Origin of the sequence: Xanthomarina spongicola (assembly GCF_003148645.1) — a bacterium.
Taxonomy (GTDB): domain Bacteria; phylum Bacteroidota; class Bacteroidia; order Flavobacteriales; family Flavobacteriaceae; genus Xanthomarina; species Xanthomarina spongicola.
Genome location: NZ_QGGP01000002.1, coordinates 5,001 through 19,519, shown reverse-complemented (window position 1 = coordinate 19,519; position 14,519 = coordinate 5,001). Strand labels below are relative to the sequence as shown.

Here is a 14,519-nt window from a genome sequence, read left to right as displayed (position 1 = left end):
CCAAATTCAATAAGGCAATTTACCAAGTTGAAAAATATTAACAACACACTAAAAATTAAATACAATGAGTTTTAACGAGACTTATGAAAGCGAATTAGCTTTTCAAGCAGACAGAAGAAAAGCGACTGTAGAGTTTATTAAAATAGTAAGCGACCTATGGTACGACAAATCTATTGAATTGGTTCTTTTTAGAAATCAGTTAATAGATAGAAACGTTAGTGAAATTCTTAACCTACACGAATATGCAGGTGAATTCGTTCAGAAACCAATTTCTATTTTCGACTCTGTTGAAATTGCACAAGCTATTCAAACACTAGACTTGCCTCCTGCTAAATTAGATATTGGTAAATTAACTTACGAATTTCATTTAGAAGAAAAAAAGTATAGCAATGCATTAGCTTTTGTTGCAGACAAATTAAAAGATGCAAACAAAGATGAAGCTATCAAGCCTAAGGACGTAGTACTTTACGGTTTTGGTAGAATTGGGCGTTTAGTAGCTAGAGAATTAATGACACGTACTGGAAAAGGAAGTCAATTACGTTTAAGAGCCATTGTAACTCGTGGAACTATAGACCAAACTGTTTTAGAAAAAAGAGCATCTTTATTAAGAAATGATTCTGTACATGGCGATTTTTCTGGAACTGTAACAGCAGACTTAAAAAACAGTGCTCTAATTATTAATGGAACAACTGTAAATATTATTTCAGCAAATAATCCAGAAGACATTGATTATACTGTTTATGGAATTAACAACGCTTTAGTTATCGATAACACTGGAGCTTTTAGAGATAAAGAAGCATTAAGCAGACACTTAACTTCTAAAGGCGTTAATAAAGTATTATTAACTGCTCCAGGTAAAGGCGTTCCAAATATTGTACATGGTGTAAACCATTTAGAAAACAATCCAGATACTGTTGATATTTTTTCGGCAGCATCTTGTACTACTAATGCTATTACGCCTATTTTAAAAGCTGTTGAAGATACTCTTGGTGTAAAAAGTGGGCATCTAGAAACAATTCATGCCTATACTAACGACCAGAATTTAGTAGATAACTTTCATAAAAAATACCGTCGTGGACGTGCAGCTGCATTAAACATGGTTATTACAGAAACTGGAGCTGGTAGTGCAGTTGCAAAAGCATTACCTGCACTTGAAGGTAAGTTAACATCGAATGCAATTCGTGTTCCTGTTCCTAATGGTTCTTTAGCAATTTTATGTTTAGAATTAGAAAAAGAAACGTCTGTAGAAAGTATTAATAATATTATTAAAAAATATGCTCTTGAAGGTAATTTAGTAGAGCAAATTAAATATGAATTAAGCGATGAGCTTGTGTCTAGCGATATTGTAGGAAGCTCTGCTCCTGCTATTTACGATAGCAAAGCTACCATTGTTAGAAAAGATGGTAAAAATGCTTTATTATATATCTGGTACGATAACGAATATGGTTATAGTCATCAAGTTATTAGACTTGCAAAATATATAGCAAAAGTTAGACGTTTTACTTATTATTAGTAGATAAAAACATCTAAAGCATTATTTCATTCGTATATAAAAAAGCCTTGCATTCGTAAGGCTTTTTCATTATTATCCATCGATACTAAACTTAATTTATTATTTTCGTAAACAACAAAACTTAACAAAACCAAATGAAAACGTTTAAAATTTTCACCTTTACCTTATTTATACTATGCAGTTTCAACACGTTACATGCCCAAACCGAAACTTCAGATGAAGACGATAAACTATCACTAGACAATAGTACCATTAATAATCAATTTGAATATGTGCTTCAAAAATCTGGTGATTTTAGAGGAGTAAACGGGTCGATGTACGAAGCTGTTAAACGTAGTATGTTAACTACTTTACAAGCACATACAAACGATTCATTAAATACATTGAAAAAAGAATTAAAAGATACTCAAACTATAGTTGATGCACAGACTAAAGAAATTACAGATTTAAAAGCAAATCTTTCAACAACGCAAGCTACTTTAGACAAAACCACTAACGAAAAAAACAACATGGCTCTATTTGGTTTACAAATGAGCAAGTCTAGTTACAATGTGTTAATGTGGTCTATTATTGCAGGCTTACTGGCTTTTTTAATATTCTTTATCTATAAATTTAAAAACAGTCATTTAATAACTAAAGAAGCTAAGATTGCACTTGAAGAAATTGAAGAAGAATTTGACGAACATAGAAAAGTTGCTTTAGAACGAGAACAAAAAGTAAGACGTCAATTACAAGACGAATTAAATAAACAAAAAGGGAGTTAAATACACTTTTCCTTTTCTAAACATATTTAAAATCTGTAAATTCACGTTTACAGATTTTTTTTATGACTATAATAAAAGCACAAATAGAACACTTAGACCATTTAATTCCATTATTTGATGGCTATCGTATGTTTTATAAACAGCCTTCAGATTTTTATGCTGCAAAACAATTTTTATTTGAAAGACTAAAAAATAACGACTCCATTATTTTTATAGCCTATATAGAAAACAAAGCTATTGGTTTTACGCAATTATATCCTTTGTTTTCTTCGGTATCCATGGAAGCTATGTATTTGTTAAACGATTTGTATGTAGGTTCAAACTATCGTGGAGAAGGCATTGGAGAAGCATTAATAAATAAAGCTAAAAGCTACTGTATTGAAAACAATTTAAAAGGATTGGCTATACAAACAGCAGCTAATAATCCAGCACAACATTTATACCAACGCTTGGGTTTTGAAAAAGATCCAGACTTACATTTCTTTTGGACAAACAAATAAGTTGAGGTTAACCTAAAAATTAAACAAACATCATTCCTGCAGAAACTACAGATATAAATAATTTAACAGTGAAATTCATGCATCATGCTTTATTAAAATGAAAATACAATAAGTATAATCCAGATTCAACTCAACTCTAGTATCTTGCATTAAATTCTTATTATGAAATTAAATTTATTGTCTTGTGATGCTCAGAGACCAGATAAAAGAGCGATAGCCAACTGTATTGCTGAGATTTCGTCAAACATGAATGGATTACTATCGAATGAACTTACAGACATACTCTTAGAAGGAGATTCTGTAGATATAGAGATAGAAGATAAAAACTCTGGCTCTGCTTTAAGAGCTTTGCGAAAACTAAGTATCGATTATGAAATTATAGAATGAGGCATGAATGTTGGAAAAGTTTCTATTAAAAAATAAACGAACTTCGCTCCTGACTGCCAACAAACAGGAATTGTTGATATATACAGTTTAAAAATTATAAATTAATGCATTGTATCACACAAAAGCTCAATAATGAAAAAAAGTGTAATTTTTATATTACTAATTCTTATAGCTTCTATTGCAATAATATTTATTATTCGTTCATATAAGTCTAAAGAAATAATGTCACTAATAGTTCTTGTTGAAGAAAAAGAAAGTCCTCTAGATAGTCTTCAATTAGAAAAGTTAGACATTCAAATGGAGGACAGAGTACTTAAAGCTAACTTTCTTTTAAAAAATGAAACTGCTCCTGCCATTTTCATTTGTACCGGAAATGGTGAAGCCTTATATGAATGGTTACCTGTTCAGAAATATCTATTTGACAAGGGGTTCTCTTCATATGTTTTTTCTTATTCTGGATTTGGCAACAGCACTGGGACTCCAACAGAAACAAGCCTTTATGAAGACGCTCTTTCAGCCTATAATCAGTTTATAAGTGTAACACCAAATTCAGAAAAAAGAATTGCATTGTCTCATTCCATGGGAAGTGCTCCACTTCATGGGATTGCTAATAAAATGGAGCCTGCACCTTCAAAATTAATTATACATGCTCCATTTTCTTCAATACAACAAGTACTCGTAGAAAAGGAAATAACATCGACTACTTTTCAGTGGCTTTGGCCAAACATTTGGAATAATATAGACTATGCTAGAGATATCAGAATCCCAATATTGTATGTTCATAGTAAGAATGATCAAACAATTTCATATAGTCATAGTCAAGATTTACAGCAGGCTGCAGGAGATAATGCTACTATTCTCTTGTTAGAAGATTTTGGTCATAATGCTATTTATAAAAATGTATCCGATAGCTTGTATCTGCCAATTTTAGATTTCATTAATCATTAAAAACGTTATATCAGCGAGTATTAAACACGCTAACAAAACTTCCCAGCTCAAACCAAAAATTTCCTAAAACATTTCAAGTATATTTGCAGCTCTAAAGTTTTGTTATGCGTATCGATATTATAACTGTTTTACCAGAATTACTTAAAAGTCCGTTTGAAGCTTCTATTTTAAAACGAGCTATTGAAGCCAATTTGGTAGAAGTCCATTTTCATAATTTAAGAGATTTTACAACAGATAATTATAAAACCATAGACGATTACCAGTTTGGTGGTGGAGCTGGAATGGTTATGATGGTAGAACCTATAGATAAGTGTATTACTAAACTAAAATCTGAAAGAGTTTACGATGAAGTTATTTATATGACTCCAGATGGTGAAACTTTAAATCAAGGCATTGCCAATCAATTATCACTAAAAGAAAACATCATTATCCTTTGTGGACATTATAAAGGAGTGGACCAACGTGTTCGGGATCATTTTATAACAAGGGAAATATCTATTGGAGATTATGTGCTTTCTGGTGGCGAACTTGGTGCAGCAGTTTTATGTGATGCTATAATCAGGCTAATACCTGGAGTATTAGGCAATGAAACATCGGCTTTAACAGACTCTTTTCAAGATAACTTATTAGCTCCTCCTATTTATACACGTCCAAGAAACTATAAAGGATGGCAAGTTCCAGAAGTCTTATTTAGTGGTAATTTTCCTGAAATTGAAAAATGGCGAGAAGAAAAAGCCTATGAGCACACAAAAAAAAGACGTCCAGATTTGTAAGAAGACTAAAAAAACTCAATTATTAATTGCAAATCATTTATTAATCATTATTTTTGCACCCAATTTCGGGTTAACCTCTGGCGAAAATCGTGAATGTTGTTTCGAATTAATTATAATTAAATTTAAAGATATGGAATCTTTAGTAAAATTTGTACAAGACGAATTTGTAACAAAAAAAGATTTTCCAGAGTTTAGCGCTGGAGACACAATTACAGTATACTACGAAATTAGAGAAGGAGAAAAAGTTCGTACTCAGTTTTTTAGAGGTGTAGTTATTCAAAAAAGAGGCTCTGGAGCTTCTGAGACTTTTACAATTAGAAAAATGTCTGGAATTGTAGGTGTAGAACGTATTATACCTGTAAACATGCCAGCCTTACAAAAAATTGAAGTGAACAAGAAAGGTAGTGTTCGTAGAGCTCGTATCTATTATTTCAGAGGTCTTACTGGTAAAAAAGCAAGAATCAAAGAAAGTATGAGACGTTAATAAACGTTTAATAACATTGAAAAGCCCTGTAAATACAGGGCTTTTTTTATTAACAAAAGTTAATAACTGTAGTTTATAAATGGTTGATATCTAAACCATTAAATTTTTTGGAAATTTCAAATCTTAGTATATATTAGCTAAAGAAATTATAAACAACGTCAAGTTGGTTTCATGAAAATGAATTAGTTATAAATTCTATAAAGTAACGTTCTTTATTATAATTGTTTTTTGAGATTTTAAGGTGGCAGGTGTATGCGTGTTTAACTGAGAAATCATGATACTTTTAAAAGTGTTGTATGTCTAGGCAGACAAAAACTAGAAAAGTTGAAAGTTTCTAAAAGTAGTATCTGTGAAAGCATATACTAAACAAGGAAGCAATGAATTACAAGTTGTAAATTGTGAAAACGACGTGCAATATGTGAAACATCAAGAAAAACAATTAAACTAGAAACATTTCGGCAACACGTCAATACATTTTGAAAGTTGCATCAAACGGATTGTTTCTTTTGAAGTAGTGACACTTGAATTGAAACGTATAGATGAAAATTTTATACTATTTAACAGCAATGTTGGATTAGATCATGTTAAGCTATTTCAAAGAAAGCCATGTCAGATATAGATTTCGATCTATTGTGATATGGCTTTTGTTTTATATAAACTTAGTATCTTTAGCCTTCTAGAATATATATTTAAAAATGAATCTTCCTCTTATTATAGACCAAGAGTTTACAAAAATAGATTACACAAAAAAAGAGCTTCAAAAAGCTGAATATGATAATTGCACCTTTATTAATTGTAATTTTTCAGAAACGTATTTATCAAACATTGCATTTATAGAGTGTGCATTTATTAACTGCAATCTAAGCAGTGTAAAAGTTAAGAACACAACTTTTAAAGATACCATTTTTACAGACTGCAAATTACTAGGAATTCATTTTAACGACTGTAATCAGTTTTTAATGTCGTTTAGTTTTAATAAATCTAATTTAAGTTTTTCTTCATTTTATAAATGCAATCTTAATAACACCTCTTTTGATAACTGTATCTTAGAAAACATCGAATTTTCTGAAGCAAATTTGAGTCAATCTAAATTTTTAGAATGCAATTTGCAGCAAAGTATCTTTAATAATACCAATTTAGAAAAAACAGATTTTAGAACGTCGTTTAATTACTACATAAACCCTGAAAATAATAGGCTAAGTCAAGCTAGATTCTCAAAAGAAGGTGCTTTAAACTTATTAAAATCATATAATTTAGACATAGAATAATCAAATTAATAAAAGGCAACCCACTTTTTTATCAACTTCATAATAAGAGTGTGTTTAAGGCAATCTACATTAAAAAACTGATTGAAAATTCATATATTTGCTTGGCTTAAAAATCAAGCAAATTCTATTAACAAAACTGAAAATTCCTATGTCAAATACGTCTACTATTATTTATACAAAAACTGATGAAGCACCAGCTTTAGCTACTTATTCTTTTTTACCGATTGTTAAAGCATTTACAAAACCTTCAGGTGTAAACGTAGAAACAAAAGATATTTCATTAGCCAATAGAATCTTAGCCGTATTTCCAGACTTTTTAAAAGACAATCAGAAAGTTAGTGATGATTTAGCTTTATTGGGAGAACTAGTTAAAAAACCTGAAGCTAATATTATAAAATTACCAAATATTAGTGCCTCAATCCCACAATTAAAAGATGCCATAGAAGAGTTGCAATCCAAAGGTTATAATCTTCCAAATTATCCAGACGAACCAAAAAACGATTCTGAAAAAGATATCAAATCTCGATACGATAAAATTAAAGGAAGTGCAGTAAATCCAGTGCTTCGTGAAGGAAATTCAGATAGACGTGCTCCAAAAGCAGTTAAAAATTATGCTAAGAAAAACCCTCATTCTATGGGAGCATGGAGTTCAGATTCTAAAACACATGTAGCCACTATGGATGCTGGAGATTTTGCTCATAATGAAAAATCTGTTACACTAAACAAAGCAACAACTGTTTCTATAGAATTTAAAGGAAATAATGGTAACACTGAAATTTTAAAGAATAACTTAAACCTTCTACAAGGTGAAATTATAGATGCAACTGTTTTAAGCAAAAAAGCTTTAATTCAATTTTTAGAAACTCAAGTTAAAGATGCCAAAGACAAAGACGTACTTTTCTCTTTACACATGAAAGCTACCATGATGAAAGTTAGCGATCCAATTATTTTTGGTCACGCTGTAAAAGTATTTTTTAAAGACTTGTTTGCAAAACATGGAGAGACTTTTAAATCTATTGGTGTAGATGTTAATAATGGTTTTGGAAATCTACTGGAGAAATTAGAAGAACTTCCTTCAGATAAACGAAAAGAAATTGAGCAAGACATAACAGTTGCTTACAAAAATGGCCCAGCTCTAGCTATGGTTAATAGTGATAAAGGTATTACTAATCTTCATGTACCAAGCGATGTTATTATAGACGCTTCCATGCCAGCCATGATAAGAACTTCTGGACAAATGTGGAATGCTAAAGGTAAACAACAAGATACTAAAGCTGTAATTCCAGATAGTAGTTATGCAGGAATTTATTCTGCTACTATCGATTTTTGTAAAGAACATGGAGCGTTCGATCCAACAACTATGGGAACCGTTCCTAATGTTGGATTAATGGCACAAAAAGCTGAAGAGTATGGTTCTCACGACAAAACATTTGAGATTCAATCTAATGGAATTGTTAGTGTTATTGATAGTGCAGGAAACACATTAATTGAGCACTCTGTTGAAGCTGGAGATATTTGGCGCATGTGCCAAGTAAAAGATGCGCCTATCCAAGATTGGATTAAACTTGCCGTTTCAAGAGCTAGAGCATCACAAACTCCTGCTGTTTTTTGGTTAGATAAAAATAGAGCTCATGATGCTGAAATTATTAAAAAAGTAAATTCTTACTTACCTAATCATGATACTTCTGGTTTAGATATTAGAATTCTTTCACCTATTGAAGCTACAAGATTCACTTTAGAAAGGGTTAAAGAAGGAAAAGATACTATTTCCGTTTCAGGTAATGTTTTAAGAGATTACTTAACAGATTTATTCCCTATTTTAGAATTAGGTACAAGTGCAAAAATGCTTTCCATTGTTCCATTAATGAATGGTGGAGGTTTATTTGAAACTGGTGCTGGAGGATCTGCACCAAAACACGTGCAGCAATTACTTGAAGAAAACCATTTACGTTGGGATTCTCTAGGTGAGTTTCTAGCATTAGCTGTTTCGCTTGAGCATTTATCTGAAGTAACAAATAACCCTAAAGCACAAGTATTAGCAGATTCATTAGACCTTGCAACAGAAAAATTATTAGACAATAAAAAAGGGCCTTCAAGAAAAGCTGGTGAATTAGATAATAGAGGAAGTCACTTTTATTTAGCAATGTATTGGGCTGAAGCATTAGCAAACCAAAATAAAGATCAAAAACTAAAACAAATATTTATTCCAATTGCTGAAAAATTAGCAGAAAATGAAGCTGTTATTTTACAAGAATTAAATAATGTACAAGGACATCCTACAAACATTGGTGGTTATTACGAACCAGATAATACTCTTACCAACCAAGTTATGCGTCCAAGTAAAACTTTAAATAATGTATTAGACTCCATTAAATAATTATAAAAATTATGTTAAAAGCTCCTTTAAAGGAGCTTTTTTTATAGCTTTATTAAAAATTTCTAATTTTAATGAATATACGCATATTCTGCTTACTCATATTTGGCCTAAACTTAAATTGGGCTTATGCTCAAGACAAAGTTACCTTAAGTGGTATTGTTTCAGATACAGAAAGCAACGAAACTCTTATTGGTGTAAATATATTATTCCCAGAATTACAAACAGGAGCCACAACTAATGAATATGGCTTCTACTCTATTACAATTCCAAAAGGAAATTATAATATTGTTATTAGCTATTTAGGCTTTAAAGATCTTTCAGAAACCATTAATTTAAATGAAAATCTTACAAAGAATTTTAGCTTAACAGAATCTGTTGAAAGTTTAAATGAGGTAGTTATTAAAGAGAATGTAGAAAGACTAAACATTCGAAAACCACAAATGAGTTTAAATACTTTAACTGCAAATACTATTAGACAAATTCCTGTGGTTTTTGGTGAAGCAGATGTTATAAGAGCTATTACCTTATTACCAGGAGTTACAAATGCTGGCGAAGGTGCTTCAGGTTTTAATGTTCGTGGTGGAGCTGCAGATCAAAATTTAATTTTATTAGACGAAGCCACAATTTATAATTCATCTCATCTTTTTGGTTTGTTTTCTGTATTTAATCCAGATGCTATAAAAGATTTAAAACTATACAAAGGTGGTATTCCTGCTCGATATGGAGGACGAGTTTCATCTGTATTAGATATTTATCAAAAAGAAGGTAATAGCAATAAGTTTCATATGAATGGTGGCATTGGTCTTATTTCAAGTAGGCTTTTAGCCGAAGGCCCTATTAACAAAGGAAGAGGCTCGTTCTTGTTAGGTGGAAGAGCTACATATGCACATCTATTTTTACCTCTATTCGATATCCAAAACAAAGCGTATTTTTATGATTTGAATACTAAAATAAGTTATAAACTAAATCAGAATAATAATGTTTATGTATCTGGATATTTCGGAAGAGATGTCTTTAGCATAAACGATAGTTTTAAAAACACCTACGGTAATTCTGTCTTGAATTTCAGGTGGAATCATCTTTTTTCTAACAAACTATTTTCAAACTTATCAATTATTTATTCCGATTATTACTATGGTTTAAACTTAGATTTTATTGGATTTAATTGGGATTCTGGTATTAGAAATTTCAATTTAAAATATGATTTTAAGCATTATATAAGCGATAAAATAAAATTACAATATGGCTTAAATAGTATCTATCATAAATTTAATCCTGGCGAAATTAAACCTACTGGTGAAAATTCTGGAATTAATGCCGAAAAATTAATCGATAAATATGCTTTTGAAAATGCTCTATATTTAGATGTTGAACATAGAATTTCAAACAAATTAATGGCATCTTATGGTTTAAGATATAGCTCATTTTTAAGATTAGGTCAAGATGAAATGAATATATATGAAAACGACCAAGCTGTAATTTATAACCAAGAACTTCAGATTTACGAAAAAGCTGAACCTATTGGAACCGAAACTTTTAATAGAAGCGATGTCATAAAATCTTTTGGATATTTAGAGCCTAGACTTTCTTTAGCATACGAACTTAATTACAATACATCAATCAAAGCAAGTTATAATCGTTTAAATCAATATTTACATTTATTGTCAAACACTAGTTCACCAACACCATTAGATATTTGGACACCTAGTGGTAAGTATATTGAGCCACAAATTCTTGATCAAATAGCTTTAGGTTATTTTAAAAATTTTAAAGAAAACATATATTCATTAGAAGCTGAAACATTCTACAAAAAAGTAAAGAATAGGATTGATTATATAGATGGTGCAGATTTAATTGCAAATAATGCAATAGAGCAAGTAATTCTTAATGGTGAAGCTAGAGCTTATGGTTTAGAGATATTATTCAGAAAAAATGAAGGTCGTTTTAAAGGCTGGATTGCTTACACACTATCTAAGTCTGAACAAAGAACACCTGGAAGAACACCAGAAGAACCTGGAATTAATAATGGTGAATGGTATAATACAGCATACGATAAAACACATGATTTGTCATTTACAGGTAGTTATGATTTAAATGAGAAATGGCGTTTTAATGCCAACTTTATATTTCAAACAGGGCAGCCAGTCACTTATCCAAATGCTCAATATGAATATAATGGCATTACAATCCCAAATTATGGTTTAAGAAATGAATATAGATTGCCAAGCTATAACAGGCTTGATATATCTGCAACCTATGTTCCAAAACCATATAAATTAAAAGGATGGCAAAGTGAATGGGTTTTTGGAATCTATAATGTTTACAATAGGCGAAATGCAGCTTCAATTTCATTTAAAGAGAATAGTGATACAGGAGCAAATGAAGCTGTTAGATTATCCATTTTTGGAATCGTGCCTTCTATTTCTTATAATTTTAAATTTTAATGTTATGAAATTTCAATATGTCTTTATAGTCCTTATTTTAATATCATTCTTTTCATGTGAAGATGTCATAGATGTAGATGTCCCAACTTCTGAACCAAGATTAGTAATTGATGCTTCAATAAATTGGATTAAAGGAACCACAGGAAATGAACAATCTATAAAATTAACGTTAACTGCTCCATTTTTCGATGAAGAAGTGCCTCCTGCAAACAATGCTCAAGTATATATTACAGATGAAAATAGTAACATATTTAATTTTATAGAAGATGGAAACTCAGGCATATACCTTAATTCATCTTTTATTCCTATAATAAACACAGAGTATCTATTAACTATAGTTTACAAAAATGAAACCTATACAGGAACAGAAACGCTTCTAGCAGTACCAGACATAGAATTCGTTGAACAAAACTTAGAAGGTGGTATAACTGGTGAAGAAACAGAAATTAAAGCATTCTTTACAGATCCTATTAATGAAGAAAATTATTATTTTTTCGAATTTATCCCTAATATTCCTGTCATAAAAACATTAGACACATTTAAAGATGAATTTGTGAATGGAAATTTAATTTTTGGGTTCTATGTTGAAGAAGATCTAAATCCTGGAGATAGTGTAACAATAAGAAATCATGGCGTTTCAAAACGTTTTTACGAATTCATGTATGTACTCTTACAACAAACTGGAGATAGTGGTGGTCCATTTGAAACACAACCTGCAACCGTTAGAGGGAACTGTATGAACATAACAAATTCTAGCAATTATCCTTTGGGTTATTTTAGACTTTCAGAAGTTTCAGAAGTTATCTATACAGTTTTAGAGTAAACAAATATCGAGATGATTTTATCTATTTAAACATTAAAAAAAATGTACTTTTGAATATATGAATTTTACAAAAACTACAGAGCAAGATTCAAATTATAACCATCTAGAAAAGATGTCTGTTTCAGAATTATTATCAAATATTAATTCTGAAGATAAAATAGTTCCACTAGCTGTCGAAAAAGCTTTACCTCAAATAGAAATTCTTGTTAATCACGTTGTAGAAAAGTTGCAAAATGGTGGTCGCTTGTTTTATATAGGAGCAGGAACAAGTGGTAGGTTAGGCATCTTAGATGCTTCAGAATGCCCACCAACTTTTGGAGTTTCACACGATTTAGTAATTGGCTTAATTGCAGGAGGTGATACAGCTATTAGAAAAGCTGTAGAGTTTGCTGAAGATTCTACAACAGATGGTTGGGAAGATCTCCAAAATTATGATATATCGACAAAAGATGTTGTAGTTGGTATTGCAGCATCAGGAACAACACCTTATGTTATTCATGCGCTAAAAACATGTAATGAAAATGATATTCTAACAGGTTGCATCACATGCAATCAAAAAAGTCCGTTATCTTTAACTGCAAAAATTCCAATTGAAGTAATAGTAGGTCCAGAATTTGTAACAGGTAGTTCTAGAATGAAAGCAGGAACAGCCCAGAAATTAGTCCTAAATATGATAACCACCACAACCATGATTAAATTAGGTCATATAAAAGGAAATAAAATGGTAGATATGCAACTAAGTAACAATAAACTTGTTGAAAGAGGAACTAAAATGATTATGAATGAACTGCATATTTCTAAAGAAGAAGCAAAACAACTTTTAATAACTTACAAAAGTGTTCGAGAAGCAATAAAAAATTATAAAAATGGAAACTAAAAGAACAAATAAAGATACTCTTATTAAAGGATTGAAAAAAATGGGGCTTTCATTAGTTTGTATGTTCCTAGGTCCAACTTTAATATACGTTGCCTTTAGTAACCAAGAAAAAACACTCTATATTCCACTTTTAATTCTTTCAATATTAATTTGCATCCTAGCTGTTTATCTTGCTTTTATTGGCTTAAAAACTATAATGGATAGTATGTTTTACAAAACAACTAATTAAGAGAATTTACTTTTGGAGTAGTTGGATTATATCCAAAAGTTTCATCATTAAGACAAACACCCAAACCTTCCAAAATATAATTAATAATCGCATAATGATGAATGGTGTGACTATTTGCTTGGGCTAATAAACCTGAAAAAGTATAATCTATTCTAATATTACCTAGACCTAAATCATCTGTTACAGATATAATTTTATCCAAATCATTTTCTTCTATAGCATAAATCTTTTTAAGTATATTATTATAATACTCTAAAGCTTTTTCACAATTAGTTTCTACATCACTATTACGTTTTCTGGCAGTTAAATCTATCGTATTACTTTTAACTAGCACACAATCATAAAAATCTAAAATGTGCCTAATATGAGAGCCTATGCTTGAATTATATGGAGAAACCGTTTTATTCGTTAATATATCATTTGATATAATAGTCAATAATACCCTTGTTTTATCTAGTGATTGTAAATTAGCTTTTAAAATAAGGTTCATGAATATTAATTATAATTTAAGAAATCTAATATTTCGAATATAATCAAATTTCATGAATTGATATTTAAAAACCACATAAGGTTGTAAAGAAATAGGGTAAAAAAAATCCCGATTCAAGAAAATGAATCGGGATTCTAAAAAGGCGATGACCTACTCTTCCACAAATGCAGTACCATCGGCGCTAATGGGCTTAACTTCTCTGTTCGGAATGGTAAGAGGTGAGCCCCATTGCAATAACCACCTTAAGTTATTGCTGCAGTAATAAGTATTAAATTTATTACTTCCAGCGTTCCGAAAATAATCGGAACAAATATCTTAACATATTGAAAAAAATAACATGAATTTTTAATTGTACTTTATAAAAAGAACGGTGTACAATAAGCCTATGGGTTATTAGTACTACTCGGCTATGACATTACTGCCTTTACACCTATAGCCTATCAACGTGGTCATCTTCCACGACCCTTTAAAGAAATCTCATCTTGTGGTGGGTTTCGCGCTTATATGCTTTCAGCGCTTATCCCTTCCAAACGTAGCTACTCTGCAATGCTCCTGGCGGAACAACAGATACACCAGAGGTTTGTCCAACTCGGTCCTCTCGTACTAGAGTCAGATCCACTCAAATTTCTAACGCCCACTGTA

Annotated in this window: 14 protein-coding genes and 2 rRNA genes (1 of these 16 only partly in view); 13 read left to right on the top strand and 3 right to left on the bottom strand. The window is 30.8% G+C overall.

Going from position 1 to position 14,519, the window contains the following annotated elements; all coding sequences use genetic code 11:
• Nucleotides 1-64 precede the first annotated feature (64 nt).
• The 13 genes from LX78_RS04090 to LX78_RS04030 all read left to right on the top strand — a co-directional run bounded on the left by LX78_RS04090 (nucleotide 65) and on the right by LX78_RS04030 (nucleotide 13,387).
• A complete protein-coding gene (locus LX78_RS04090; RefSeq protein WP_109681386.1) occupies nucleotides 65-1,513 on the top strand; it encodes a glyceraldehyde-3-phosphate dehydrogenase in 1,449 nt (482 codons plus the stop codon).
• Between the two features lie 134 nt (nucleotides 1,514-1,647).
• Nucleotides 1,648-2,277 (top strand): tRNA (guanine-N1)-methyltransferase, encoded by a 630-nt coding sequence (locus LX78_RS04085; protein ID WP_109681385.1) that lies wholly within the window; start codon nucleotides 1,648-1,650, stop codon nucleotides 2,275-2,277.
• A 62-nt stretch (nucleotides 2,278-2,339) separates the two neighbouring features.
• The gene (locus LX78_RS04080; protein ID WP_109681384.1) at nucleotides 2,340-2,777 is read left to right on the top strand and encodes a GNAT family N-acetyltransferase; all 438 of its coding nucleotides are present in this window, start codon (nucleotides 2,340-2,342) and stop codon (nucleotides 2,775-2,777) included.
• Between the two features lie 162 nt (nucleotides 2,778-2,939).
• Complete coding sequence (locus LX78_RS04075; RefSeq protein WP_109681383.1) at nucleotides 2,940-3,164, top strand: hypothetical protein; 225 nt, start codon at nucleotides 2,940-2,942, stop codon at nucleotides 3,162-3,164.
• Nucleotides 3,165-3,296: 132 nt separating this feature from the next.
• Nucleotides 3,297-4,112 carry an alpha/beta hydrolase gene (locus LX78_RS04070; RefSeq protein ID WP_109681382.1) on the top strand — a complete coding sequence of 272 codons (816 nt, stop codon included), beginning with the start codon at nucleotides 3,297-3,299 and terminating at the stop codon, nucleotides 4,110-4,112.
• A 104-nt stretch (nucleotides 4,113-4,216) separates the two neighbouring features.
• Nucleotides 4,217-4,885 carry a tRNA (guanosine(37)-N1)-methyltransferase TrmD gene (gene trmD, locus LX78_RS04065; RefSeq protein ID WP_109681381.1) on the top strand — a complete coding sequence of 223 codons (669 nt, stop codon included), beginning with the start codon at nucleotides 4,217-4,219 and terminating at the stop codon, nucleotides 4,883-4,885.
• A gap of 130 nt (nucleotides 4,886-5,015) precedes the next feature.
• Nucleotides 5,016-5,369 (top strand): 50S ribosomal protein L19, encoded by a 354-nt coding sequence (gene rplS, locus LX78_RS04060; RefSeq protein ID WP_109681893.1) that lies wholly within the window; start codon nucleotides 5,016-5,018, stop codon nucleotides 5,367-5,369.
• A 695-nt stretch (nucleotides 5,370-6,064) separates the two neighbouring features.
• A complete protein-coding gene (locus LX78_RS04055) occupies nucleotides 6,065-6,637 on the top strand; it encodes a pentapeptide repeat-containing protein (protein ID WP_109681380.1) in 573 nt (190 codons plus the stop codon).
• 148 nt (nucleotides 6,638-6,785) lie between these two features.
• Complete coding sequence (locus LX78_RS04050; RefSeq protein ID WP_109681379.1) at nucleotides 6,786-9,014, top strand: NADP-dependent isocitrate dehydrogenase; 2,229 nt, start codon at nucleotides 6,786-6,788, stop codon at nucleotides 9,012-9,014.
• Between the two features lie 71 nt (nucleotides 9,015-9,085).
• A complete protein-coding gene (locus LX78_RS04045; protein ID WP_109681378.1) occupies nucleotides 9,086-11,458 on the top strand; it encodes a TonB-dependent receptor in 2,373 nt (790 codons plus the stop codon).
• Between the two features lie 4 nt (nucleotides 11,459-11,462).
• Nucleotides 11,463-12,281, top strand: a complete 819-nt coding sequence (locus LX78_RS04040; RefSeq protein WP_109681892.1) for a DUF4249 domain-containing protein — start codon at nucleotides 11,463-11,465, stop codon at nucleotides 12,279-12,281.
• A gap of 58 nt (nucleotides 12,282-12,339) precedes the next feature.
• On the top strand, nucleotides 12,340-13,158 hold the full coding sequence (murQ, locus tag LX78_RS04035; protein ID WP_109681377.1) for an N-acetylmuramic acid 6-phosphate etherase: 819 nt from the start codon (nucleotides 12,340-12,342) through the stop codon (nucleotides 13,156-13,158).
• Nucleotides 13,148-13,387: a DUF6095 family protein gene (locus LX78_RS04030; protein WP_221407894.1), complete on the top strand. Its 240-nt coding sequence runs from the start codon at nucleotides 13,148-13,150 to the stop codon at nucleotides 13,385-13,387. Before murQ ends, LX78_RS04030 begins: the two co-directional genes overlap by 11 nt.
• Here LX78_RS04030 and LX78_RS04025 read toward each other — a convergent pair.
• From LX78_RS04025 to LX78_RS04015, 3 genes are all read right to left on the bottom strand, one after another.
• Nucleotides 13,380-13,823 carry a hypothetical protein gene (locus tag LX78_RS04025; RefSeq protein ID WP_245881466.1) on the bottom strand — a complete coding sequence of 148 codons (444 nt, stop codon included), beginning with the start codon at nucleotides 13,821-13,823 and terminating at the stop codon, nucleotides 13,380-13,382. The genes LX78_RS04030 and LX78_RS04025 overlap by 8 nt on opposite strands.
• 191 nt (nucleotides 13,824-14,014) lie before the next feature.
• A 5S ribosomal RNA gene (gene rrf, locus LX78_RS04020) occupies nucleotides 14,015-14,122 on the bottom strand.
• A gap of 128 nt (nucleotides 14,123-14,250) precedes the next feature.
• Nucleotides 14,251-14,519 (bottom strand): 23S ribosomal RNA (locus tag LX78_RS04015); it runs 2,550 nt beyond the window's last position.